20 protein-coding genes are annotated in these 24,642 nt (G+C 72.7%); 7 read left to right on the plus strand and 13 right to left on the minus strand.

Going from position 1 to position 24,642, the window contains the following annotated elements; genetic code table 11:
- The first annotated feature begins 193 nt into the window (after window positions 1-193).
- On the plus strand, window positions 194-2,872 hold the full coding sequence (locus ACIRGB_RS12220; RefSeq protein ID WP_403862306.1) for an ATP-binding protein: 2,679 nt from the start codon (window positions 194-196) through the stop codon (window positions 2,870-2,872).
- Window positions 2,873-3,206: 334 nt separating this feature from the next.
- Here ACIRGB_RS12220 and pcaD read toward each other — a convergent pair whose 3' ends face one another.
- The 7 genes from pcaD to ACIRGB_RS12255 are packed head-to-tail and all read right to left on the minus strand — an operon-like array spanning window position 3,207 to window position 9,716.
- Entirely contained in the window at window positions 3,207-4,334 is a 1,128-nt protein-coding gene (gene pcaD, locus ACIRGB_RS12225) for a 3-oxoadipate enol-lactonase (protein WP_403862309.1), read from the minus strand.
- Window positions 4,331-5,689 (minus strand): 3-carboxy-cis,cis-muconate cycloisomerase, encoded by a 1,359-nt coding sequence (gene pcaB, locus ACIRGB_RS12230; protein ID WP_403862312.1) that lies wholly within the window; start codon window positions 5,687-5,689, stop codon window positions 4,331-4,333. Before pcaB ends, pcaD begins: the two co-directional genes overlap by 4 nt.
- Entirely contained in the window at window positions 5,686-6,291 is a 606-nt protein-coding gene (gene pcaG, locus ACIRGB_RS12235) for a protocatechuate 3,4-dioxygenase subunit alpha (protein ID WP_403862315.1), read from the minus strand. Before pcaG ends, pcaB begins: the two co-directional genes overlap by 4 nt.
- 6 nt (window positions 6,292-6,297) lie before the next feature.
- On the minus strand, window positions 6,298-7,071 hold the full coding sequence (gene pcaH, locus ACIRGB_RS12240) for a protocatechuate 3,4-dioxygenase subunit beta (RefSeq protein ID WP_403862318.1): 774 nt from the start codon (window positions 7,069-7,071) through the stop codon (window positions 6,298-6,300).
- A gap of 19 nt (window positions 7,072-7,090) precedes the next feature.
- Window positions 7,091-8,293, minus strand: a complete 1,203-nt coding sequence (locus ACIRGB_RS12245; RefSeq protein ID WP_403862321.1) for a thiolase family protein — start codon at window positions 8,291-8,293, stop codon at window positions 7,091-7,093.
- Window positions 8,290-8,934 (minus strand): CoA transferase subunit B, encoded by a 645-nt coding sequence (locus tag ACIRGB_RS12250; RefSeq protein ID WP_403862324.1) that lies wholly within the window; start codon window positions 8,932-8,934, stop codon window positions 8,290-8,292. Before ACIRGB_RS12250 ends, ACIRGB_RS12245 begins: the two co-directional genes overlap by 4 nt.
- Complete coding sequence (locus tag ACIRGB_RS12255; protein ID WP_403862327.1) at window positions 8,934-9,716, minus strand: CoA transferase subunit A; 783 nt, start codon at window positions 9,714-9,716, stop codon at window positions 8,934-8,936. The genes ACIRGB_RS12250 and ACIRGB_RS12255 overlap by 1 nt, the downstream gene beginning before the upstream one ends.
- Window positions 9,717-9,925: 209 nt before the next feature.
- Here ACIRGB_RS12255 and ACIRGB_RS12260 point away from each other — a divergent pair, with 209 nt between their 5' ends.
- Window positions 9,926-10,390, plus strand: a complete 465-nt coding sequence (locus ACIRGB_RS12260; protein WP_403862330.1) for a MarR family winged helix-turn-helix transcriptional regulator — start codon at window positions 9,926-9,928, stop codon at window positions 10,388-10,390.
- Window positions 10,391-10,421: 31 nt separating this feature from the next.
- Here ACIRGB_RS12260 and ACIRGB_RS12265 read toward each other — a convergent pair whose 3' ends face one another.
- The gene (locus tag ACIRGB_RS12265) at window positions 10,422-11,390 is read right to left on the minus strand and encodes a DUF3048 domain-containing protein (protein ID WP_403862333.1); all 969 of its coding nucleotides are present in this window, start codon (window positions 11,388-11,390) and stop codon (window positions 10,422-10,424) included.
- A 211-nt stretch (window positions 11,391-11,601) separates the two neighbouring features.
- On the opposite strand from ACIRGB_RS12265, the gene ACIRGB_RS12270 reads away from it, so the two are divergent.
- Entirely contained in the window at window positions 11,602-12,792 is a 1,191-nt protein-coding gene (locus ACIRGB_RS12270) for a zinc-dependent alcohol dehydrogenase (RefSeq protein ID WP_403862336.1), read from the plus strand.
- A 19-nt stretch (window positions 12,793-12,811) separates the two neighbouring features.
- Here ACIRGB_RS12270 and ACIRGB_RS12275 read toward each other — a convergent pair whose 3' ends face one another.
- Window positions 12,812-13,879: an ATP-dependent DNA ligase gene (locus ACIRGB_RS12275; protein WP_403862339.1), complete on the minus strand. Its 1,068-nt coding sequence runs from the start codon at window positions 13,877-13,879 to the stop codon at window positions 12,812-12,814.
- Window positions 13,880-13,953: 74 nt separating this feature from the next.
- Here ACIRGB_RS12275 and ligD point away from each other — a divergent pair, with 74 nt between their 5' ends.
- On the plus strand, window positions 13,954-14,979 hold the full coding sequence (gene ligD / locus ACIRGB_RS12280) for a non-homologous end-joining DNA ligase (protein ID WP_403862342.1): 1,026 nt from the start codon (window positions 13,954-13,956) through the stop codon (window positions 14,977-14,979).
- Between the two features lie 18 nt (window positions 14,980-14,997).
- Here ligD and ACIRGB_RS12285 read toward each other — a convergent pair whose 3' ends face one another.
- Together ACIRGB_RS12285 and ACIRGB_RS12290 are read right to left on the minus strand one after the other, a co-directional pair.
- On the minus strand, window positions 14,998-17,187 hold the full coding sequence (locus ACIRGB_RS12285) for an OmpL47-type beta-barrel domain-containing protein (RefSeq protein WP_403862345.1): 2,190 nt from the start codon (window positions 17,185-17,187) through the stop codon (window positions 14,998-15,000).
- Window positions 17,188-17,201: 14 nt separating this feature from the next.
- Window positions 17,202-19,679 (minus strand): ThuA domain-containing protein, encoded by a 2,478-nt coding sequence (locus ACIRGB_RS12290; RefSeq protein WP_403862348.1) that lies wholly within the window; start codon window positions 19,677-19,679, stop codon window positions 17,202-17,204.
- Between the two features lie 200 nt (window positions 19,680-19,879).
- On the opposite strand from ACIRGB_RS12290, the gene ACIRGB_RS12295 reads away from it, so the two are divergent.
- Window positions 19,880-20,884, plus strand: coding sequence for a multicopper oxidase domain-containing protein (locus tag ACIRGB_RS12295; RefSeq protein ID WP_403862351.1), 1,005 nt, complete (start codon window positions 19,880-19,882; stop codon window positions 20,882-20,884).
- 186 nt (window positions 20,885-21,070) lie between these two features.
- Entirely contained in the window at window positions 21,071-22,114 is a 1,044-nt protein-coding gene (locus tag ACIRGB_RS12300; protein ID WP_403862354.1) for a LacI family DNA-binding transcriptional regulator, read from the plus strand.
- Between the two features lie 42 nt (window positions 22,115-22,156).
- On the opposite strand, the gene ACIRGB_RS12305 is transcribed toward ACIRGB_RS12300, so the two are convergent.
- Window positions 22,157-22,942 carry a VOC family protein gene (locus tag ACIRGB_RS12305; protein WP_403862357.1) on the minus strand — a complete coding sequence of 262 codons (786 nt, stop codon included), beginning with the start codon at window positions 22,940-22,942 and terminating at the stop codon, window positions 22,157-22,159.
- 191 nt (window positions 22,943-23,133) lie between these two features.
- Between ACIRGB_RS12305 and ACIRGB_RS12310 the strand changes: the two genes are divergently transcribed.
- Entirely contained in the window at window positions 23,134-23,379 is a 246-nt protein-coding gene (locus tag ACIRGB_RS12310) for a WhiB family transcriptional regulator (protein WP_403862360.1), read from the plus strand.
- A gap of 149 nt (window positions 23,380-23,528) precedes the next feature.
- Here ACIRGB_RS12310 and ACIRGB_RS12315 read toward each other — a convergent pair whose 3' ends face one another.
- A complete protein-coding gene (locus ACIRGB_RS12315) occupies window positions 23,529-24,503 on the minus strand; it encodes an acyl-ACP desaturase (RefSeq protein WP_356371684.1) in 975 nt (324 codons plus the stop codon).
- Between the last annotated feature and the right edge of the window lie 139 nt (window positions 24,504-24,642).

Here is a 24,642-nt window from a genome sequence, read left to right on the forward strand (position 1 = left end):
CGGCGCCGCGCGCCGCGCGAGGTTGACGGGTACCCGACCGCACCGCCGCTGATGACGGGCCCGGTGCGTCGTCCGCGCTTTACCGCATGTCACCCGTCACGGCAACTGGTCGCCGGAGCGCACACCACTTGCGCGAAGGGAGGGCTAGGCTCAGGCTCTGTACGTCATTCGGGCGACTCGGGGAGGTAGCGGGATGACGCAGGTGCGGCGGGTGGGCGCCGTCCCGGCCTCCCTCTGGGAGCGCGACGAGGAAATCGCCACCATCACGCGCGCGGTGGACACCCTGTGCGCGGACCGCTTGTCCCCCGGCACCCTGCTGGAGGCCCGCGGCGAGGCCGGGGTCGGCAAGACGGCGCTGCTCGCCGAGACCCGCCGCATCGCCGAGGCCCGCGGCTGCACCGTCTGGTCGGCGCGCGGCGGCGAGACCCTCAGGTCCGTCCCCTTCAACGTGGTGCGCCAACTGCTCCAGCCCGCCCTGGTGTCCATGCTCCCCGAGGAGGCCCGCGAGTACCTCGGCGACTGGTACGACATCGCAGGGCCCGCCCTCGGCATAGCGGACCCCGGCGAGCGGCAGGCCGACCCGCAGGGCGTGTGCGACGGCCTGGTCGCCGCCGTACGCCGGCTCGCCCGCCGGGAGTGGCCGCTGGTGCTGCTGATCGACGACGCGCACTGGGCCGACCAGGAGACCCTGCGCTGGCTCGCCGCGCTCACCGAACGGTTCGACGAGACCTCCGTCCTGGTCGTCCTCGCCCGCCGCCCCGGCGACGTCAGCGGGGACAGCGCCCGCCACCTGGAGGCGGCCACCGCCGTCGGCCGGCCCCTCGCCCCGCTGAACGCCCTCACACCGGAGGCGACGGCCGGACTCACCCGCGCCACGCTGGGCGCCCACGCCGAGGCCGCCTTCTGCCGCGAGGTGTGGGCCGTCACCGGCGGCAACCCCTACGAGACCGTCGAACTCCTCGCCAAGGTCCAGGACAGCGAACTGCAACCCGTCGAGGCGGAGGCCGCCGAACTGCGCGCCCTGAACCGCGCCGCCCGCGGCGGCGGTCTGGTCGCCCGCCTGGAACAACTCGGCGTCGACTCCACCCGGTTCGCCTGGGCCGCGGCCATCCTCGGCGGCGGCATCACCGTCGACATGGTGGCCCGGCTCGCCACCCTGGACCGCGCCGACGCCGCCCGCTGCGCCGAACTGCTGCGGGGCGCCCGGATCCTGTCCGTACCCGACGCCACCGCCGGGCAGCCGGGAGCGGGCGAGCTGGAGTTCGTCCACCCGCTGATCGCCACCGCCGTCTACAACTCCATCCCCGACGCGCTGCGCACCGCGATGCACGGCATAGCGGCCCAGCTGGTCGCCGACTCCGGACTCGGCGCGGCCGCCGCCTCCCGGCATCTGCTCAAGGTGCACCCCGACGACGACCAGGACGTCGTGGCCCAGCTGCGCGAGGCCGCCCGCGAACACCTCGCCGTCGGAGCCCCCGACGCCGCCCGGCGCTGCCTCGAACGGGCGCTTCAGGAACCGCCGTTGCCGGAATCCCACGCCCGCGTGCTGTTCGAGCTGGGCTGCGCCACGCTCCTCACCGCGCCCGCCACCACCATCGGCCACCTGCGCACCGCGCTCGCCATGCCCGGCCTGGAGGGCGAGCAGCGGGTGGACGCCGTCTTCCGGCTCTCCCAGGCCCTGCTCCACAACGACCAGCTGGAGGAGGCCGTCCGCACCGTCGAGGCGGAGGCCGCCCGCAACCCCGACCCCTCGGCGCGGCTGCGCCTCCAGGCCGCCCAGTACATGTGGGAGGGCATCCACGCGGGCGAGACCTCCTCGCCCCACCGCTCCGCACGCCTGGCCGAACTGGCCGCCACCTGCACCGGCCGCGACAACGCCGAGCGCGCCCTGCTCATCCTGCGCGGCTTCGACGCCATGACCCACGGCGAGAGCGCCGAAGAGGTCGTCGAACTGTGCGACCGCGCCCTCGTCAACGGCCGGCTCGCCCCCGGACTGGGCTGGACCGACACCGAGTGGGGCCTGGAACTGCCGATGATGCTGGCCAGTTCCTACGCCTACGCCGACCGGCTCGACCGCGCCGAGGCACTGTTCACCGAAGCCCTGCGCGCCTACGAGAGCGCCGGCTGGAGCGGCGGCCACCTCTCCCTCGCGCACGCCTACGTCGGTCTCGGCCACCGCAGGAGGGGCCGCCTCAAGGAGGCCGAGCAGTCGCTGCGCGAGTCACTGCGGATCGCCGAACGCGTCGGCCGCGGACTGCCGCTGTACTGGTCGGCGATCTGCAACCTGATCGACACCCTGCTCGCCCGCGGCCACGTCGAGGAGGCCCGGTCCCTCGCCGACCAGTACGGCTTCGCACCGCCCTACCCGTCGACGATCGTGCTGCCCGACCCCCGCCCGGTGCGCGCTCGGCTGCTGCTCGCCACCGGCCGCACCGAGGAGGCCGTCAACGAGCTGGAGGCCGCCGAGAAGGCGGCCGCCGCGCGGGGCCGGCACAACCCGGTGGTCGTCCCCTGGGCGACCGAACTGGCCCGGGCGCTGGCCACCGAGGACCCCGGCCGCGCCGCCCGGCTGGCCACCGACGCCCGCCGCCAGGCCGAGCGCTTCGGCACGGACACGGCGATAGGAGAGGCCCTGCGCTGCGCCGCCGCGCTGGAGACCGGCCAGCGCGCGGTCCGGCTGGCCGCCCAGGCCGTCACCTACCTGGAAGCCTCACCCTGCCAGTACGAGCACGCCGCCGCCCGCGTCGAGTACGGCATCGCGTCCCGCTCGGCGGCCGAGCTGAGACGGGGCCTGGCGCTGGCCGACTCCTGCGGCGCCGACGGCCTCGCGTCCCGCGCCCGTCAGGCCCTGGCCGCGGACCACACGGACTGAGCCCCCGCCAGGCCCCCCCCGAGGGCCGCCACTCCGCGGCGCCGTCCGCCTCTTCGGCCGGTGCCCGCTGGGCCGTCGCGGTCGACGTGTGCCCGCGGCGCCGTCAGGACGTGCCGAGGGGCGAGGGGCGTCACTCCGCGGCGTCGTCCACCTCTTCGGCCGGGCACCCGCTGGGCCGTCGCGGTCGACATGTGCCCGCGGCGCCGTCAGGACGTGCCGAGGGGGGAGGGCGTCACCCCGCGGCGCCGTCCGCCTCTTCGGCCGGTGCCCGCCGGGCCGTCGCGGTCGACGTGCGCCCGCGGCGCCGTCAGGACGTGCCAAGGGGCGAGGGGCGTCACTCCGCGGCGTCGTCCGCCTCCTCGGCCAGCACCCGCTGGGCCGTGGTGAACGCCGAGTTGGCGGCCGACACCCCGCAGTACACCGCCGTCTGGAGCAGTACCGCGCCGATCTCGTCCGGCGTCAGCCCGTTGCGCCGCGCCGCCCGCACATGCATGGCCAGCTCCTCGTAGTGGCCGTGCGCGACCAGTGCCGTCAGCGTGATCATGCTGCGCTCGCGGCGCGAGAGCGTCTCGTCGGTCCAGATCTCGCCCCACGCGTAGCGCGAGATGAAGTCCTGGAAGCGAGCGGTGAACGGGGTCTGCCGTCCCTGCGCCCGGTCCACGTGCGCGTCGCCCAGCACCTCGCGCCGTACCGCCATGCCCCGCCGGGCCCCACCGTCGAAGTGGGCCCGCAGCGCCGTCAGTACCGCCTCGGGCCGCTCGGCCGGCGCCAGGTGCGAGGCGCCCGGGATCTCCGTCAGCGTCGCGCCCGGCACCGCGTCGGCCAGCTCCCGCAGGTGCGCGGGCGGCGTGGCCGGGTCCTCGCGCCCCGCGATCAGCAGCGTCGGCGCGGAGATCTCCCCGACCCGGTCCCGCAGGTCGAAGGCGGCCAGCGCGTCGCAGCAGGCCGCGTACGCGCCCGGGTCGGCCTCCCGGTGGTCCCGGACCAGCCGCGGCACGGTGAACCCGGGGGTGAACCACCGCGCGTCCGCGCTCTCCGCGAGCCGTCCCAGCCCCTCCTCGCGCACCCGCGCCGCCCGCTCCTCCCACGGCCGCGCGCCGTTGAAGTGCGCCGACGAGCAGATCACCGCGAGGGACGACACCCGCTCCGGACGGTGCACGGCCAGGTGCAGGCCCACCGCGCCGCCCAGGGACACCCCGGCGTAGGCGAACCGCTCCACGCCGAGCGAGTCGGCGAGCGCGAGCACCAGCTCGGCCAGGTCCGCGACGGTGGCGCCGGGTCCGATCAGCTCGGCCGGCGAACCTCCGTGCCCCGGCAGGTCCCAGCGGATCACCCGGTGCCCGACGGACAGTTCGGGCGCCACCGCGTCCCACAGCGCGTACGAGGTGCCCAGCGAGGGACCGAGCAGCAGCGGGGGAGCGGACTCGGGGCCTTCGGACAGGTGGTTCAGGATGGTCGTCAACGTCGCTCCAGAGCACGGTCGGTGAGGGCGGCGGCAGCACCCGTGTAACGGGCGGGGTCGGTCGCGGCGGTCAGGTCGAGTTCCCGCAACTCCGGCACCTGAGCCAGCAGTTCGCCCAGGCTCCGGTCCTCGGCGTAGGCGCGCGCCGCCAGTTCGGTGAGCAGTTCCTTGGCACGGGCCCGCCCCAGCACCGGCGCCAATTCGGCCGAGAGCCGCTCCGAGACGATCAGACCGTGGGTGAGCCCGAGGTGCGCCCGCATCACCTCCGGGCGCACCCGCAGCCCCTCGGCCAGCTCCGCGGCGTCCCGGGCGGCGCCGCCGGTCAGGCGCAGCAGGTCCCGCAACGGCTCCCACTCCGCGTGCCAGGCCCCGGCCGGACGCTCGTCCTCGGCGGCCAGCGAGCCGTACAGCGTGGCCGCGAGCTGCGGCGCGCGCCGGGCGGCCGCCGCGATCAGCGTGGACCGCACCGGGTTGGCCTTGTGCGGCATCGCCGACGAACCGCCTCCGCTGCCCTCGGCGACCTCGCCGACCTCGGTGCGGGACAGCGTCAGCACGTCCACGGCGACCTTCCCGAGCGCCCCCGCGGTGAAGGCGAGGGCACCGGCCAGGTCGGCGACCGGCGTGCGCAGGGTGTGCCACGGCAACAGCGGTTCCCGCAGGTCCAGTTCCCGCGCGTACGCCGCCGGGAGCGCGACCGCGTCCGTCGCGCCGTACGCCTCGAAGGCGGCCAGGGTGCCGGCCGCGCCGCCGAGTTGGGCGGGCAGCGCGTCCCGCACGGCCGTGAGGCGGTCTCGTGCGTCCAGCACCAGTGCGCGCCATCCGGCCGCCTTCAGCCCGAAGGCCGTCGGCACGGCGTGCTGGGTGAGGGTCCGTCCCGGCATCGGCGTGTCCCGGTGCTCGGCGGCCAGCCCGGCCAGCGCCCGTTCCGTACGGGCGAGGTCGGGCAGCAGCAGGTCCAGGGTGCGCGCGGCGACCAGCATCGTCGCCGTGTCCAGGATGTCCTGGCTGGTCGCACCCCGGTGCACATACGGCCCGTACGGCTCGCCGACCGCCCGGGTCAGGTCGGCCACCAGGGGGATGACCGGGTTCCCGCCGCCCCGGGCCCGCTCGGCGAGCGAGCGCGTGTCGAAGGCGTCCGGGTCGGCGGCGGCCGTGCTCACCGCGTCCGCCGCCTCGGCCGGGGCGAGCCCCAGCGCGGCCTGGGCACGGGTCAGCGCCGCCTCCGCGTCGAGCAGGGCCCGCAGATACGCCCGGTCACCGGCCGCGGACGCGGCCGGCGAGCCCGCCCACCCGGGGGCGAGCAGGCTCGTGTCGGCGGAGGCGTCGGTGTCGGCGGGGTCGGCAGGTGATGTCACTGGAACTCCAGGAAGACCGTCTCGCCCTCGCCCTGAAGGCGGATGTCGAAACGGTACGTGCCCCGACCCTCGTCGGCCGCGATCAGCGTGTCGCGCCGCTCGGCCGGCACCCGGGACAGCAGCGGATCGGCGGCGAGCACCGCCGCGTCGCCCGGCAGGTAGATCCGGGTGAACAGGTGCACCAGCAGCCCGCGCGCGAACACGCACACGCTCACGTACGGCGCGCTCCGCCCGCGCGCCCCGGGCCGCAGTGTCCGCGCGTACCAGTGGCCGTTCGCGTCGGTCTGGATGCGCCCGAAGCCGGTGAACTCCACGCCGTTGCGGCCCAGGAAGCCCCCGGAGGCGGGATCGCGCCGCATCGAGCCGTCGGCGGTGGGGACGTTGCCCTCGGTGTCCGGGCCCCACAGCTCCACGAGGGCGTCGGGCAGCGGGTGGCCCGCGCCGTCGTACACGTACCCGTGCACGGTGACCGTGTCCGGGTGCCCGGCGGGTGCGATGTCCTCGCCGCCGCGGAAGGGCAGGGCGTACCCGTAGAAGGGCCCGACCGTGTGCGACGGGGTCGGCAGCACCTGCTCCGGGATGCTCGTGTCGATCTTCGTCATGGCGGGTCAGCGTCCTTCTTCGATCCAGGTGGCGTTCGGGCCGTCGAGCACGATGTCCCAGTGGTAGCCGAGGGAGAACTCCGGCACGGACAGGCTGTGGTCGTACGTCGCGATCAGCCGCCGCCGCGCGGCGTCGTCCGTCACCGACTGGAGGATCGGGTCGTACGGGAACAGCGGGTCGTTCGGGAAGTACATCTGCGTGACCAGGCGCTGCGTGAACGCCGAGCCGAACACGGAGAAGTGGATGTGCGCCGGGCGCCAGGCGTTGACGTGGTTGCGCCACGGGTAGGGGCCGGGCTGCACGGTGGTGAAGCGGTAGAAGCCGTCGTCGTCGGAGAGGGTGCGGCCCACGCCGGTGAAGTTGGGGTCCAGCGGCGCGTCGTGCTGCTCGCGCTGATGGGCGTAGCGGCCGGCCGAGTTGGCCTGCCAGATCTCCACGAGCTGCCCGCGCACGGGCTTGCCGTTCCGGTCGAGGAGGCGGCCGGAGACCGTGATGCGCTCGCCGACCGGCTCCCCGGTGTGCTGCCGGGTCAGGTCGTTGTCGGTCTCGGTGACGTCCCGCTCCCCGAAGGCGGGCGAGGACAGCTCCACCAGCTCCGGGTCCTTGCTGACGTCGATGGCGATCGGCGGCTGCTTCGGGTGGCGCAGCACCGAGGAGCGGTACGGGGCGTAGTCGCGGCGCGGGTGGTGCTCGACGGGCCCGCCGTCGGCGACCCGCTTCTCGTAGGCGGCGTGCTCGGCCGCGATCTCCGCGTCGATGTCGTGCTGGGTGAGAGTCATGGAGGGGTCCCGTGGGTGACTAGCGGTCGAGGACCAGGGCGAGGCCCTGGCCGACGCCGATGCAGAGGGTGGCGATGCCGGTGCCGCTCCCCTTGCGGGCGAGCTGGTGGGCGACGGTGCCGGCGAGGCGGGCGCCCGAGGCGCCGAGCGGGTGGCCCAGCGCGATGGCACCGCCCCGCGGGTTGAGGACGGCGGGGTCGAACTCGGGCCACTCGGCGACGCAGCCCAGCACCTGGGCGGCGAAGGCCTCGTTGAGTTCGAGCACGTCCAGGTCGGCGAAGGTCCGGCCGGCCCTGGCGAGCGCCCGGTTCACCGCTTCGACGGGGGCGAGGCCGAAGTACTGCGGGTCGGTCGCCGCGACCCCGGTGGCCGAGACCCGGGCGAGCGGCTCGCGCCCGGTGGCCCTCAGGCCCTCCTCGTCGACCAGGAGCAGCGCCGCCGCGCCGTCGTTGAGCGGGGAGGCGTTCCCGGCGGTCACCGTGCCGTCGGTCTTGCGGAACGACGGCTTGAGCTTGGCCATCGCCTCCAGGGACGCGTCCGCGCGTACGCACTCGTCGGCGGCGAAGTCCACCGGGTCGCCCCTGCGGCTCGGCACCGGGACGGCGGTGATCTCGGCGTCGAACAGGCCGTCGGCCTGAGCCCGGGCCGCCTTCCGGTGCGAGGCGAGGGCGAACTCGTCCTGCTGCTCGCGGGTGATCCCGTGTTTGTCCGCGATCAGCTCCGCCGACTCGCCGAGCGGGATGGTCCACTGCGGGTCCATGGCCGGGTTGACCATGCGCCAGCCCAGGGTGGTGGAGTACATCTCGGTGTGCCCGGCGGGGAAGGGCCGGTCCGGCTTGGGCAGCACGTACGGCGCCCGGGTCATCGACTCCACGCCGCCCGCGAGCGCGACCGACGCGTCGCCGACCGCGACGGCACGGGCGGCCTGGATCACCGCTTCGAGGCCGGAGGCGCACAGCCGGTTCACCGTGACGCCGGGGACGGTGGTGGGCAGGCCGGCCAGGAGGGCGGCCATGCGGGCGACGTTGCGGTTCTCCTCGCCGGCGCCGTTCGCGTTGCCGAAGTAGACGTCGTCGATCCGGGACGGGTCCAGGCCGGGCGTACGGCCCAGGAGTTCACGGATCGCGTGCGCGGCCAGGTCGTCCGGGCGCACGCCCGCCAGGCCCCCGTTGTACTTGCCGAACGGGGTGCGCACCGCGTCGACGATGTAGACGTCCCTCACTTCGCTCCCTCCGCCACGACGAGTTCGGCGCCGGTCCGGGCGACGACCTCGTCGACGCTCACGCCCGGGGCGGTCTCCACCAGCACCAGGCCGTCGCCGGTGACGTCGAGGACGCCCAGGTCGGTGATGACGCGATGGACGCAGCCCTTGCCGGTGAGCGGCAGGGCGCACTGCTCGAGGATCTTGGGGGAGCCGTCCTTGGCGGTGTGGGTCATGACCACGATGACGGTGCGGGCGCCGTGGACGAGGTCCATCGCGCCGCCGATCCCGGTGATCATCTTTCCGGGGACGGCCCAGTTGGCGAGGTCACCGGAGGCGGAGACCTGCATCGCGCCGAGCACCGCCACGTCGATGTGCCCGCCCCGGATCATGCCGAAGGACAGCGCCGAGTCGAAGAAGGCGGCGCCCGGCCGGACCGTGACCGTCTCCTTGCCCGCGTTGATCAGGTCCGGGTCGACCTCGGCCTCGGTGGGGTACCGGCCGGTGCCCAGGATGCCGTTCTCCGACTCCAGGGTGACCTCGACGCCCTCGGGGAGGTGGTTCGGGATCAGGGTGGGCAGGCCGATGCCGAGGTTGACGTACTGGCCGTCCCGCAGCTCCAGCGCGGCCCGCGCGGCCATCTGTTCACGCGTCCAGGCCATCAGGAGGTCACCGTCCCTCGCGCCGGAGGCGCCGAAATCGTACGCCGCTCTATCTTCTTGTCGGCGGCTTGCTCGGCCGTCAGCGCCACCACCCGCTGGACGAAGATCCCGGGCAGATGCACCGCGTCCGGGTCGATCTCGCCCGGCTCGACCAGCTCCTCCACCTCGGCGACCGTCACCCGTCCGGCCATCGCGGCCAGCGGGTTGAAGTTCCGGGACGACTTCGCGAAGACCAGGTTCCCGTGCCGGTCGCCCTTGGCGGCGCGGACCAGCGCGAAGTCGGTGCGGATACCGCGCTCCAGCACGTACGGGGTCCCGTCGAACTCGCGGACCTCCTTCGGCGGCGAGGCCAGCGCGACCCCGCCCGACCCGTCGTATCGCCACGGCAGTCCGCCGTCGGCGACCTGGGTGCCGACCCCGGCGGGGGTGTAGAAGGCGGGGATGCCCGCGCCGCCGGCCCGCAGCCGCTCGGCCAGGGTGCCCTGCGGGATCATCTCCACCTCCAGCTCCCCGCCGAGGTACTGGCGTGCGAACTCCTTGTTCGCGCCGATGTAGGACCCGGTCACGCGGGCGATGCGTCCGGCGGCCAGCAGGACGGCCAGCCCGGAGTCCATCGCCCCGCAGTTGTTGGAGACCACCGACAGCCCGCCGGTCCCGCGCTCGTACAGCGCCTGGATCAGTACGTTCGGCACACCGCTCAGCCCGAAACCGCCCACCGCGAGCGACGCGCCGTCGGGCACGTCGGCCACCGCCGCACCGGCCGTGGCCACCACCTTGTCCATCCGAGAAGCCCCATCTCTTCCGCGCGCCCCGGGAGCAGATAGTCAGGGCACTGAGTATTCACGCGAGGTGGTCCACACGCTGCCACCGGGCGGCCGGGGCGTCAAGGCCCGCAAAGCGCGAGGTAGATCGTATGGCGCGTTCCCGGGTGCTCGCGCTCCGCGCCATGTATCGTCAGTGCACCGACGAAAGTGACCACGGGAGTGCGCGCATGGCAGCGGTCGATCTGACCACCCACCCCGGCCACCTGGCCAGGCGGCTGCAGCAGGCGCACTACCTGCTGTGGAACACGATGGTCTCGGAGGAGACCACCTCGCCGCAGTACGCCGTCCTCAACGCCCTGGTCGCCGAGCCGGGCCTGGACCAGCGCACCGTGGGGGAGAGGGTGGGCCTGGACCGGTCCACCATCGCGGAGGTGGTCAGCCGGCTCGGCCGCCGCGGGCTGCTCGACAAGGTCCGTGACCCGCAGGACGGCCGCCGGTCCCTGCTCCGGCTCACCGACGAGGGGCTGCGCGTGCACCGCAGGCTGGGCGTGCGCATCGCCCGCATGAACCAGGTGTTCCTCGCCCCGCTCGCCGCCGACGAGCAGGCGCTGTTCTTCGACCTCATCCGCCGGGTCGCGGACGCCGCGGAAGGGCTCCGCAACCCGGCGGAGCCGACGGCGGCACCGGGCTGACCCGGCGCCGCGCCGGCCGGGCGCGGGCGGCTCAGGAGCCGCCGGTGAAGACCACCCACACCTGGCCCTCGGCGAAGTGCAGCGGCTTGCCGTCCCCGGTGGTGAAGGTGGTGCCGTCCGCGGCCGCCCCGCGCTTCCAGGTCGCCTCGTACGCGCGCCCGTCGCGCAGCACCTCGGCCTGCCCGGAGCCCACCGACTCGACGTAGGGCGAGTTGCTGCCGCGGAAGTCGCGGAATTCCGAGGCGCGCACCTTCACGTGCTGCACGACGACCGTGGCCGGGGCCAGCCGCCCGCCGTCGGCCGTGCGGGCCGGGTCGCCGTCCAGGGAGACCAGCCACCGGTCGCGGCTCCCGGACCAGGTGAAGGTGAAGCTCGCCGCGGGGTAGCGCACCGTGTGCGAGGACTCCGCCCGGCCGCCCGCGGGCGCCTTGCCGTAGCTGAATCCGGTGGTGAGGGCCGCCTTTCCCGAGGGCTCCGGGAGCAGCTCGCCGGGCCGCAGGTAGAGGTTGTGCGGGGCCTGCCGGTCCGCCGCGCGGACGTAGGCGTCGGAGTTCTCGCCCGGAGGCTCCGCGCGCAGCGGGGCCCGGTCGATGAGCGGCAGCAGCTTGCTCTGCGCGCCGGAGAACGCCAGCACCGGCCGGTCGAACTGGCCGAGCAGCTCCAGGTCGGACTCGCGGGCGCTGCGCACCGGCCCGACCGACGCGGGCAGCTCGCCGGCGTAGATCGCCATCAGCCGGCTCAGTCCGGCCTCCACCGGCTCGGCGTAGACGACGTCCGCGTCCTCCAGGCCCGTCTGCGGGCGGGCCGCGCGCACGTTGTCGACCTTCACGGCGAGCACGGGGCCGGAGGCGGGGGCGGCGCTGTGCGAGCGCTCCTTCTCCGGCGCCCGCCCGTCCTGCTTCGCGTCGGGCCCCGCCGTGCAGCCCGCCGCGGCCAGCGAGACCGCCACCGCCGCCGTCAGCAGAGCGGCATACCGCCCTCTGCGCGTCCCTCGTCGCATCGCGACCATCCGTCCACCCATTCCGTGTCATTGATTGTGCGCTTCTTGAAGCATTTAGTGCCATACCTGACTGAATCCGATACGGCACACGGGACGAGGCAGATAATCCGCTGTTCGGCCGAAAACATCGCCGGGTTCGGCGACGGGAGCCCCGGGGTACCCGGCCGCCACGCAGAACCGACGCGCACGGCGACGGAGGGAGCGCGGGGCGATGAAGGCAGTGACATGGCAGGGCAAGCGGGACGTGCGGGTCGAGGAGGTGCCCGACCCGAGGATCGAGGAACCGACCGACGCGGTCATCCGCGTCACCTCGTCCGGACTGTGCGGCTCCGACCTGCACCTCTACGAAGTGCTCACGCCGTTCATGACACCGGGCGACATCCTCGGCCACGAGCCGATGGGCATCGTGGAGGAGGTCGGCGCGGAGGTGACCAACCTGAGGCCCGGCGACCGGGTCGTGGTCCCGTTCCAGATCGCGTGCGGCCACTGCTACATGTGCGACACCGGGCTGCCGACCCAGTGCGAGACCACCCAGGTCACCGGCGAGGGCATGGGCGCCCCGCTCTTCGGCTACACCCGTCTGTACGGCGCGGTGCCCGGCGGCCAGGCCGAGTACCTGCGCGTGCCGCAGGCCCAGTACGGCCCGATCAAGGTGCCCGAGGGCCCGGCCGACGACCGCTTCGTCTACCTCTCCGACGTCCTGCCCACCGCCTGGCAGGCGGTCGCCTACGCCGGCGTCCCGCAGGGCGGCAGCCTCGCCGTCCTGGGCCTCGGCCCGATCGGCGACATGGCCTGCCGGATCGCCCGGCTCCAGGGCATCGAGAAGGTGTTCGGCGTGGACCTCGTGCCCGAGCGGCTGGAGCGGGCCCGCGCCCGGGGCGTGGAGACGTACGACCTGCGGTCCTTCGACAACGAGAAGGAACTCGTCGCCGCGATCCAGGACCGGACGGACGGCCGCGGCCCCGACGCCGTGATCGACGCGGTCGGCACCGAGGCGCACGGCGGCGCCGTGGCCAAGCTGGTGCAGCAGACCGCCGCGGTGATGCCCCGGGCCATCGGCGGACCCCTGGCGGAACGGTTCAGCGTCGACCGGCTCGCCGCCCTCTACACCGCGATCGACCTGGTGCGCCGCGGCGGCACCATCTCGCTGTCCGGCGTGTACGGCGGCATGGCCGACCCGATGCCGATGCTCACCCTGTTCGACAAGCAGATCCAGCTGCGGATGGGCCAGGCCAACGTACGCCGCTGGAGCGACGAGATCCTGCCGTACCTGACCGACCAGGACCTGCTCGGCGTCGACGGCTTCGCCACCCACCGGGTGCCGCTGGCGGACGCGCCGCACGCGTACGAGATGTTCCAGAAGAAGCAGGACGGCGCGGTCAAGGTCCTGATGAAGCCGTAGGCGACGCGGGACCGGCGCGTCAGGGCCCGCCCAGGATCTCCGCCAGGTCGTACCGGACCGGCTCCTCCAGCTGCGCGTACGTACAGCTCTCCGGGGTCCGGTCCGGGCGCCAGCGGCGGAAGCGGGCCGTGTGCCGGAAACGCGCCCCGTTCTCCATGTGGTCGTACGCCACCTCGACGACCCGCTCGGGACGCAGCGGCACCCAGGACAGGTCCTTCTTGCCGGACCACCGGCTGGGAGCCCCGGGCAGCCGCGCCGACTCGTGGGCGGCTTCCTCGGCCCACCTGGCCCACGGATGGCCGCCGGCGTCGGCCATGCGCAGCGGCTCCAGCTCCTCCACCAGCTCGGCCCGGCGCTTCATGGTGAAGGCCGCGCTCACCCCCACGTGCTGGAGGACGCCTTGGTCGTCGTACAGCCCGAGCAGCAGCGAGCCGACGACGGGCCCGCTCTTGTGCAAGCGGTACCCGGCCACGACCACGTCCGCCGTCCGCTCGTGCTTGATCTTGAACATGGCCCGCTCGTCCTGCCGGTACCGCAGATCGAGCGGCTTGGCGACCACCCCGTCCAGACCGGCCCCCTCGTACTGCTCGAACCACTGCCGGGCCACCTCGATGTCGTCCGTCGCAGGCGCCACGTGCACCGGCGGTGTCACCCCCGACAGCGCCCGCACCAGCAGCGCCCGCCGGTCGGCCAGCCCCACGTCGAGCAGGGACGCGTCGTCCAGGGCCAGCAGGTCGAAGGCCACCAGCGAGGCCGGCGTGCGCTCCGCCAGCGTCCGCACCCGGGAGTCCGCCGGATGGATCCGCTCGGTCAGCGCGTCGAAGTCCAGGTGCCCGTCCCGCGCGATCACGATCTCCCCGTCCACCACACACCGCTCGGGCAACCGCTCCCGCACCGCCCCCACCAGCTCCGGGAAGTACCTGGTCAACGGCTTGCCCGTCCGGCTGCCCAGCTCCACCTCGGCACCGTCACGAAACACGATCACCCGGAAGCCGTCCCACTTCGCCTCGTAGTGCATCCCCGGCGGAATCCTCGCCACGGACTTGGCGAGCATCGGCTTCACGGGCGGCATGACGGGGAGGTCCATGGTGCGATTCTGTACGCCCTCGTCCGCCGTCGCCTGATATGCGAAGCCGCCGTGTCGCGCCTACCGTGGCACGCATGGCGGAAGCGGTGGAGCTGGAGGCGGGTGGGCGGGCCGTGCGGCTGTCCAGCCCGGGGAAGGTGTTCTTCCCGGAGGACGGGTACACCAAGCTGGACGTGGCGCGCTACTACCAGGCGGTCGCCCCCGGCATCCTGCGCGCCCTGCGGAACCGGCCCACCACCTTGCAGCGCTACCCGGACGGCATCACCGGCGAGTGGTTCTACCAGAAGCGCGCGCCCAAGGGCATGCCCGACTGGATCCCCACCGCGCACATCACCTTCCCCAGCGGACGCAGTGCCGACGAGATGTGCCCCACCGAGGAGGCGGCCGTGCTGTGGGCGGCGCAGTACGGCACCCTCACCTTCCATCCCTGGCCGGTGCGCCGCGACGACGTCGACCACCCCGACGAACTGCGCATCGACCTCGATCCGCAGCCCGGCACCGACTACGACGACGCCGCCCGCGCCGCCCACGAACTGCGCGCGGTGCTGGAGGAGTTCGGCGGGCTGCGCGGCTGGCCCAAGACCTCCGGCGGGCGCGGCATCCACGTCTTCGTGCCGATCGAGCCGCGCTGGACCTTCACCCAGGTCCGGCGCGCCGCCATCGCCGTGGGCCGGGAGATGGAACGGCGGATGCCCGAGCAGGTCACCATCAAGTGGTGGAAGGAGGAGCGCGGCGAGCGCATCTTCATCGACTACAACCAGACCGCCCGCGACCGCACCATCGCCTCCGCCTACTCCGTGCGGCCCCGCCCCGGCGCGCCGGTCTCCGCGCCGCTGACCTGGGACGAGGTGGGTGTCGCGCACCCGCGGGACTTCGACATCACGACCATGCCCGCGCGCTTCGCCGAACTCGGCGACGTGCACGCGGGCATGGACGGGACGAGGTACTCCCTCGACGCCCTGCTGGAGCTGGCGACGAAGGACGAGCACGACCACGGGCTCGGTGATCTGCCCTACCCGCCCGAGTATCCGAAGATGCCGGGCGAGCCGAGCCGGGTGCAGCCCAGCCGGGCCAGGAAGAAGGCTCCCGGCCCGGACTGAGCCCCAACCGCCGTGCGCCTACAGGTCCTTGATCCGGACGTCGCGGTACGAGATCACGTCCGACGTGCTGTGCACCTGGAGGCCGACGTAGCCGGAGGAGTACCGCCGCCCGTCCGTGCCCGGGTCGTCCGAGCGCTCGGGGTAGAAGGTCTGCCCGCCGAAGTTGTCGAACTCGTTGATCAGCACACCGTTGCGGTAGACCGAGTAGTGCTGGTCCACCACCCGGATCTCGTAGTCGTTCCAGGTGCCCTTCTCGGTGACGCCCGCGCCGGCCAGGCCGACCCGGTCGAAACCGTAGACGGAACCGGACTTGTACATGTCGCCGGTCGGGCTGTCGAACGCCTGGATCTCGTGCCCGTACTTGATGGCGACCCACTCCGGACGCGACTCCTCCGGGTGGTCGTGCACCTGCGGGAAGCGCACGAAGACACCGCCGTTGGTGTTCGCGGTGCCCGCCGCGTCGTCACGCCACTGGAGCTTCAGCGAGAAGTCGCCGTACGTGCGCTCCGGGAACCACAGCATGCCCATGCCGGGCGTGCTGGTGCTGGACGTGATCGACCCGTCCGGGTTCAGCCCGAACGAACCGCCGCCCACCTGCTCCCACTTGGCGAACGACTCCTGAGTGCCGTCAAGGATCGTGCGGTAGCCCTCGGTCTGGCCGGGCAGCCCGATCTTCGACTGCTTGGCGGCCTTGTTGATCGCCCGGTACTCCCGCTTGTCGACGACGCCCTGGTCCAGGAGGCCGTCCATGACCTCACGGACGTGCTTGAGGAACAGCGCCTGGGACGTCCACTCCTTCTCGTCCTCGATCATCTCGTTGATCCGGCACCGGTTGTCGGTCACCCGGTTCGGCACACCCGTGTCGACCGTGCCGACGATCACCGTGAGGCGCTCGTCGTACTCCGGGCAGGGCGGCGCCGGAACCCCGCCGGCCACCACCGAGAAGCTCACCGTCAGCGGCTCGGAGGTGTTGCCCGCCTTGTCGCTCGCCCGGTACGCCACGGTGTGCCGGCCCACGCGGTCCACGACCACCGGGCCGGTGTACGCCAGGTAGGGCCCGGCGTCCAGCGAGTACTCCACACCGGCGACACCGGAACCGCCCTCGTCCGCGGCGTTCACGGTCACCTTCGCGCTGCCGACGTAGGCGCCGTCGGAGTTCTTGGTGCCGTCCACGGTCGCGCCGGTGACCGGCGGGGTGGTGTCCTGCGGGGGAGCGGCGACCACGGTGAAGGCGACGCTCTTCTCCGCGGCGGCGTTGCCCGCCTTGTCGGTGGCCCGGTAGCGCACGGTGTGCTCGCCGACCTCGTGCACCATGACCGGCGCCGTGTACGCCGTCCAGGCGCCGTCGCCGACCGCGTACTCGATGGTGTTGACGCCGGAACCGGTGTCGGAGGCGGTGACGGTCACCGTCGCCATGTCGATGTAGGCACCGTCCGGGTTCTTCTCGCCGCTGACCGTCGCCGAGGTCTCCGGCGCGGTCGTGTCGTCGGTGTCCGGCGCGGCCACCGCGAAGGTGACGCTCTTCTCCTCGGCGGCGTTGCCCGCCTTGTCGAACGCCCGGTAGCGCACCACGTGTTCACCGACCTGGTCGACGACGACCGGCGTGGTGTACGGCTGCCAGGCGCCGTCGGCACCGAGCGCGTACTCGATCCGCTCCACGCCCGAGCCGCCCTCGTCGGTGGCGGCGATGCTCACGGTCGCGGAACCGACGTACGCGCCGTCGGCGTTCTGCGTGCCGCCCACCTCGGCCGAGGTCGCCGGCGCCGTGGTGTCCTCGCCGCCGCCGCCCTCGGTGACCACGAGCACGCCCGTCATCTGGCCGTGGCCCGGGATCGTGCAGTGGTACATGTACTTGCCGGGGGTGAGGGTGACCTCGGCGGTGTGCTTGCCGCCCTGGGCGTCGTTCGGGTTGGCCAGGATGTTCAGCTGGACGTCCTGGTTGTACGCGGGATCGCTGGTCATGAACGTCAGCGTGTGCGGCATGCCGGTGGTGTTGCCGGTGGCCTCACTGTTCTCGAAGACGATCGTGGCCGGTCCGGCCACCGCCGTCTCCGGCGCCGACGTGTACTTGGTGATGTCGTCGCCCGCCGTCCAGGTCAGCACCTGGTCGGCGGCCGCCGCGGTGGGCGTCGCCGCGGGTTGCCCGGAGGCGGAGGTCGCCTGTAGTCCGAGCACCAGCAGCAGGCCGGCCAGCAGCGCGGCCCACATTCTTCGTTGGCGTATCACTCGGTCCCCCTCGCCAGCTGTCCGGCGGCCGGCGTCGGGCCGCCGCCCTTGTAGGTGACCCGCCACAGGGCCGACTTGGAGTCCGAGGTGAAGAAGCCGCGGCCGTAGTCGAGGACGTACAGCGCGCCGTCCGGGCCGAACTTCCAGCCCATCAGGTTCTTGATGCCGTCGTTGCCGACCGGCACGATCTTCTTCAGGGACTCCGAGTGCACCGGCAGACCGCCGTCGCCCTGCGTCTTCGGGTCCATCAGCACCGCGTTGCGCGGCTGGTCGGCGTCGTAGAAGTCACCGACGAACCACTTGCCGTCCCAGTACGCGGGCCACTTGGTGTCACTGGTGCTGTCCGCGTCGTAGCGGTAGACCGGGCCGTTCATCGCGGCCTGGCCGCCGCCCTTGAGCCAGGGCAGCTTGTAGGTGGCCTCGTCCTGCTTGTACGACGGGATGCCGTTCTCGTCGCGCGGGAAGTCGGGGCCGCCGCCCTGCGGCGAGTACCAGATGTTGTTGCCGGTCACCGGCGGCAGGTTCACCAGGCCGTCGTTGTTCGGCGACTCGTTCTTCGGGTGGTCGCAGTCGTACCAGCCCAGCGGCTTCGACGGGTCCGGCAGGTTCCGGTCCCGGTACGGCTGCTTGTTGCCCATGCAGTACGGCCAACCGCGGTTGCTCGCCTTGGTGATGGTGGCGAACGTGTCGTACTTGGCCGGACCCCACGTCGGCGACGGGGCGCCGGCGTCCGGGCCGACCCAGCCCGCGTACAGGGTGTCGGTCTTCTTGTCGACGGAGATGCGCGCCGGGTTGCGCACCCCCATCACGTAGATCTCGCCGCGCGTCTTGCCACCGCCCTCGGCGGTCTCCTTGCCGGTGAAGAGATTGCCCTCGGGGAGCGTGTACGTCCCGTCCGGCTCCGGGTGGATGCGCAGGATCTTGCCGTTGAGGTTGTTGGTGTTGCCCGCGGTGCGGCGCGCGTCGGCGAAGGACACGCCCTTGAAGTTGGGCTGCGGGTTGTTGCCGGAGTAACCGTCGCTGAAGCCGCTGGAGTTGTTGTCACCGGTGGCGATGTACAGGTTCCCCTTGGAGTCCCAGGCCATCCCGCCGCCCGCGTGGCAGCAGCTGTGGATCTGCACCGGCCACTTGAGCAGCACCTTCTCGCTGCCCAGGTCCAGCTTGTTGGTGGCCTTGTCGAGAGTGAAGCGGGAGACCCGCCGCTCGGCCATGTGGGTGTCCCGGTTGATCTGCGCGTGCGGGGTGTAGTGCAGGTACACCCACCCGTTCTCCTCGAACCGCGGGTCCAGCTCGATGCCGAGCAGGCCCTCCTCGACCTTGGTCAGCTCGTCGCCGCCGCCCTTGTTGCCGAAGACGGTCAGCGCACCGGCGAGGGTGACCTTGTCGGTCTTCGGGTCCCAGACGTGGATCTCGCCCGTGCCCTTGCCGACGTTCGGGTCGTTCCAGTCGGTCACCACGGGGTGGGAGGAGTCCGTGCCGCCGCGGCCGATGTAGAAGACGCGGCCGTCGGGGGCGGTGACCAGGCCGTGCGGTTCGCCGATCTGGTCGTTCTGGCCGGGCTGGTTGGGCTCGGTGAGCCGCTCGGCCTTGTAGTTGGCGTTGATGGTCGCCTTGCAGTCGGCCTGCGAGAGCCGGGTCGTCCACAGCAGGGCGCCGCGCAGATGGGTGCGGAAGTCGGTCTCGTCGTACGACGACACCGTGCCGCCCATGCCGGTGTAGAACGACCGGCCGCCGTCGTAGTCCCGGCACCAGCTGACCGGGTGGTCCGGCCCGTTGGCGCTCGTCCCGGGCGCGTACGTCGACTCGCGCACCCGGGCCACGGTGTGGACGTCACCGGACGGGTTCTTCTGCCAGTTCAGCCACGCGTCGGGGCGCTTCCACTCCAACGGCAGGTCCTTGGTGGCCGGATGCCGACGGTCGCCGACCTCGACCGTGGCCCGCTGGACCTTGGTCGGAGAGCCGGCGGCCGGGCGGGCGCCGACCAGACCGGTGAACCAGTCCGAGTACGGCTCCGCGCGGGCCGCGTCGTGGACGCCGACGAACCCGCCGCCGGCCTCCATGTACGTCTCCAGGCCCGCCTCCTGGGCAGGGGTCAGGACGTCGCCGCCGCCGGTCAGGAACACGACCGCGTTGAAGCGGCCGAGCCTCTTCTCGTTGGTGAAGACGTTGGCGTTGTCCGTGGCCTCGACCGTGAACTGCTCCTTGGCCGGGCCGGAGAGACCGATCCGCTCGATGGCCGCGATACCGGCGTTCACCACCGGCGACTCCTCCCCGGCCGCGGCGGAACCGTAGAAGATCAGCACCCGTACATTGGCGCCGCCGGGCGGCGACTTGATCGACATCGTTGTCAGGGATGGGTCCGGCGCCGGACGTGCGCTGGCGGCAGGGCCGGCCAGCAGTCCCGCGGCGACGAAAGCGGCGGTGGCGCACGCCGCCCAGCCTTTCCTTCTCGCGCTCAACCCTCTCAAGGGCATGGGCACCTCCTCGGTCACGGCAGCAGCGCCAAGGAAGCTAGACCTCTTTGCGCGGTACGCCAATAGGTATGACCGGGATCGGACGAACTTTGTCCTGAGTGTGGATAAACACGGCGGCAACCGGTACGGTCCCACAGGCTCATCACAGCCAATCAGGTCCTGGGTCTGCGCACATTCCGTATCGGCGTGGGGAGTTCGGCATGGACAGGCGAGGCTTCAACCGACGGGTACTGCTGGGTGGCGCGGCCGCCGCGACATCGTTGTCGGTCGCCCCCGAGGTCGCGGGCGCGGCACCGGCGGCCAAGGCGGTCACCGCGAGGACGGCACCGGCCGGGGGCGAGGTGAGACACCTCAGGATGTACGCCGAGAAGCTGCCCGACGGGCAGATGGGCTACGGCTTCGAGAAGGGCAAGGCGTCCGTCCCGGGCCCGCTGATCGAGGTCAACGAGGGCGACACGGTGCACATCGAGTTCACCAACACCATGGACGTGCGGGCCAGTCTGCACGTGCACGGCCTGGACTACGAGATCTCCAGCGACGGCACCGCGATGAACAAGAGCGACGTGGAGCCGGGCGGCACCCGCACCTACACCTGGCGCACCCATAAGCCCGGACGCCGCGACGACGGCACCTGGCGGCCGGGCAGCGCGGGCTACTGGCACTACCACGACCACGTGGTCGGCACCGAGCACGGCACCGGGGGCATCCGCAACGGCCTGTACGGCGCCGTGATCGTGCGCCGCAAGGGGGACCTGCTGCCGGACGCCACGCACACGATCGTCTTCAACGACATGACCATCAACAACCGCAAGCCGCACACCGGGCCCGACTTCGAGGCCACCGTGGGCGACCGCGTCGAGATCGTCATGATCACGCACGGCGAGTACTACCACACCTTCCACATGCACGGTCACCGCTGGGCGGACAACCGCACCGGCCTGCTCACCGGCCCCGACGACCCGAGCCGGGTCATCGACAACAAGATCACCGGCCCGGCGGACTCCTTCGGCTTCCAGGTCATCGCGGGGGAGGGGGTGGGCGCGGGGGCGTGGATGTACCACTGCCACGTGCAGAGCCACTCCGACATGGGGATGGTGGGCCTGTTCCTGGTGAAGAAGCCGGACGGCACGATCCCCGGGTACGAACCGCACGACCACGGCGGGACGGCGTCCGGCGAGGCACCCGCGCACGAACACGAGCACTGAGCCGAGGCCGGCCGGCGCCCCCACCGGCGCCGGCGGTCAGCCGTCGTGGACCGTTCTCCAGCACATACGCCCATGCTGACGACCGCACCCGCCTGGGCACAAGAACGTTTCCGGACCCCGGAGCGCCCCCTCCCGCGCCGCGGCCTGCCGCTATCCTGTGCGGCAGCCGCCGAGGAGGAGCCGCACGTGACCGAGACCGCGCCGCGCCCCACGCTCGAGGCCGTGGCCGAGCGCGCCGGGGTCTCGCGGGCCACCGTGTCCCGCGTGGTCAACGGTGCGCACGGGGTGCGGGACGCGCTGGCCGAGCGGGTCCGGCGCGCGGTGGAGGAACTCGGCTACGTGCCCAACCAGGCCGCCCGCTCCCTGGTGACCAAGCGGCACCAGGCCGTCGCCGTCGTCGCCGCGGAACCGGAGACACGGGTCTTCGCCGACCCGTACTTCGCCCAGCAACTGCGCGGCATCAGCAAGGAACTGACGGCCCACGACAACCAGCTCGTGCTGCTGCTCACCGAGGGCCGCGAGGACCACGCCCGGGTCGGGCGCTACCTGGCCGGCGGACACGTCGACGGCGCCCTCGTCTTCTCCCTGCACCTGCACGATCCGCTGCCCGGCCTGGTCCGCAGCGCCGGGGTGCCGACCGTCTTCGGCGGGCGCCCCGACTGGGACGACGGGCGGGACGGCGTGGTCTACGTGGACAGCGACAACCGCGGCGGCGCCCGTTCGGCCGTCCACCACCTGGCCGGGCTCGGCCGCACCCGTATCGCGCACATCACCGGCCCGCTCGACCAGACCTCCGCGGCGGACCGGCTGGCGGGCTTCCGCGACGTCCGGGCCGATGCCGACCCGGGGCTGATCGCGCGGGGGGACTTCACGTCGGGCGGCGGGGAACGGGCGATGCGGGAACTGCTCGACCGGTGCCCCGGCCTGGACGCCGTGTTCGCGGCCAACGACCTCACCGCGGCGGGCGCCCTGCGGGTGCTGCGCGAGCGGGGGCGGCGGGTGCCGGACGACGTGGCCGTGGTGGGCTTCGACGACATGCTGCCCGTCGCCGAGGAGACCGACCCGCCGCTGACCACCGTGCGCCAGGACATCGAGGGGATGGGCCGGCTGATGGCCCGCCTGCTGCTGCGCGGCCTGGACCGCGGGACGCCCGACGACACGGAGGCGCCGCCTCCCGCCCCGTCCGGCGTGATCCTGCCGACCACCCTGGTCCACCGCGCCACGGCGTGAACGCTCGCGCAGCGGCCCTGCCCCGGACGACGCCGGGTGGGCCTATCCCTGGCGCGGGGCCGGCCTGAGGAGCGCGAACCGGGCGCCGTACGGGTCCGCGAGGTGGGCGACGCGGCCGACGCCCTCGATGTCCGTGGCGGGCGACCGCACCGTGCCGCCCAGCTCCGTGGTCCGGGCGACCGCGGTGTCCGCGTCGTCGACCGCGAAGTACGGCAGCCACCCGGCGTCCGTGTCCGCCGGGTCCTCGGCGAGCGGCACCATGCCGCCGAACATCGCCTCCTCGCCCTCACCGGCCGGATTGACGCAGGTGTAGGAGCCGCCAGGGAGGGAGACGGCGGAGGTCTCCAGGCCGAGCACCGCGCGGTAGTACGCGGCGGCGGCCGCGATGTCCGCCGTGTGCAGCTCGACCCAGCACAGCGCGCCCGTCTCGCCGGCCACGTCCAGTCCGCCGCGCCGCCCCGGCTGCCAGAGGCCGAACGGCACCCCGGCCCGGTCGGCGAGGAGCGCCATCGTGCCCTGCTCCATGACCTCCGTCGGCTGCACGAGGACGCCGCCGTGCGCCTGCTCGGAGGCCCTGGCGGCGGCCCGGGCGTCCGGGACCTGGAAGTACACGGTCCACGACGGCGGGCCCTGCTCCTGCGTCGTACCCATGCCGCCGGCCACGATCCGGCCGTCCAGCTCGAAGAAGCCGTAGCCCCCGGCGTCCGGCCCCGCCGACCGGAACCGCCAGCCGAAGAGGTCACCGTAGAAGGACGTGGCGCCGTCGAGGTCGGGGGTGCCGACGTCCAGCCAGTTCGGAGCGCCGGTGACGAAACGGGTGGTGAGCATGATCGCCCTCCTCGGAAGGGTCCCGTTGCCTGCTCTGACGAGTCTTCCACCGACCACTGACAACCGCTTCCGCGCGCCGCCGTGCGCCGTCGTGCGCGGCGGAGGACGATCTGGTCGGCTGGGGGTGGCGGACACGCGGCGTTGATACCGCGTTGATCGAACGTTTTTCACCGCCCGGCACGCTGCTGCGCATGCACACCGAGACCATCGTGACGCCCGACCTCAGCTGGCAGGAGGAGGCGTTGTGCGCGCAGACCGGGGGCGACTTCTTCTTCCCCGAGCCCGGCAGCTCCGTACGGGACGCGAAGCGGATCTGCGCCCTGTGCCCGATCCGCTCGACCTGCCTGGAGTTCGCGCTGAGCAACGACGAGCGCTTCGGCGTCTGGGGCGGCCTGTCGGAGAAGGAGCGACTGGCCCTACGACGCACCACCTCCTGAGCCGCACGCCGGAGCACATACGCCTGAGCCCGACCCGTGCGTGCGTGACGCGGCCTCGGAGGAGACGGCGGTTCACGAATGACACCCGCCCCCGCGCGGAAGGGGCGCGCGGGGGTGGGTGTGGAAGGGGGGGTGGTGGCCGGGTGGGGTCAGCCTGCCGCGCGGGCGGCCATGCGGGCCTTGCGTGCTGCCAGCTTCTCGTCGAACTTGGCGGCCTCGGCGTCCAGCCCGCCCATGTACAGCCCCAGTTCCTCCTGGGCCGCCTGCCCGTCGGGGCCGAGGCCGTCGATCTCCATGATCTTCAGGAAGCGCAGCACGGGCTGGATCACGTCGTCGTGGTGGATGCGCAGGTTGTAGACCTCGCCGATCGCCATCTGCGCGGCGGCCCGCTCGAAGCCCGGCATGCCGTGACCGGGCATCCGGAAGTTGACGACCACGTCCCGGACCGCCTGCATCGTCAGGTCGGGTGCCAGCTCGAAGGCCGCCTTGAGCAGGTTCCGGTAGAAGACCATGTGCAGGTTCTCGTCGGTCGCGATGCGGGCCAGCATGCGGTCGCAGACCGGGTCGCCGGACTGGTGGCCCGTGTTGCGGTGCGAGATGCGGGTGGCCAGCTCCTGGAAGGCCACGTAGGCCACCGAGTGCAGCATCGAGTGCCGGTTGTCCGACTCGAAGCCCTCACTCATGTGGGCCATGCGGAACTGCTCCAGCTGGTCCGGGTCGACCGCGCGCGAGGCGAGCAGGTAGTCGCGCATCACGATGCCGTGCCGCCCCTCCTCGGCGGTCCAGCGGTGCACCCAGGTGCCCCAGGCGCCGTCGCGGCCGAAGAGGCTGGCGATCTCGTGGTGGTAGCTGGGGAGGTTGTCCTCCGTCAGGAGGTTCACCACGAGGGCGATCCGGCCGATGTCGGTGACCTTGGACTGGCCCTTCTCCCAGGCCTCGCCGTCCTCGAAGATCCCCGGGAAGTTCCGGCCGTCGCTCCACGGCACGTACTCGTGCGGCATCCAGTCCTTGGCGACCTGGAGATGCCGGTTGAGTTCCTTCTCGACCACTTCCTCCAGCGCGTACAGCAGCCGGGCGTCGGTCCATTCTGCGGAAGTGCCGAGGTGCGGGGAGACGATCGTCACGAATAACTCCAGGGGGACGTACGACAGTGCGGTGCGACCGGCGAGCGGTGCCGGGAACTTACGGGATCGTAGGCTACGAAACCGTAGGTTACGAGACCGTAGGTTAAAGGCACTGTAAAGGTCGCTGATCAGCCACCGT

Origin of the sequence: Streptomyces sp. NPDC102490, assembly GCF_044765285.1 — a bacterium.
Taxonomy (GTDB): domain Bacteria; phylum Actinomycetota; class Actinomycetes; order Streptomycetales; family Streptomycetaceae; genus Streptomyces.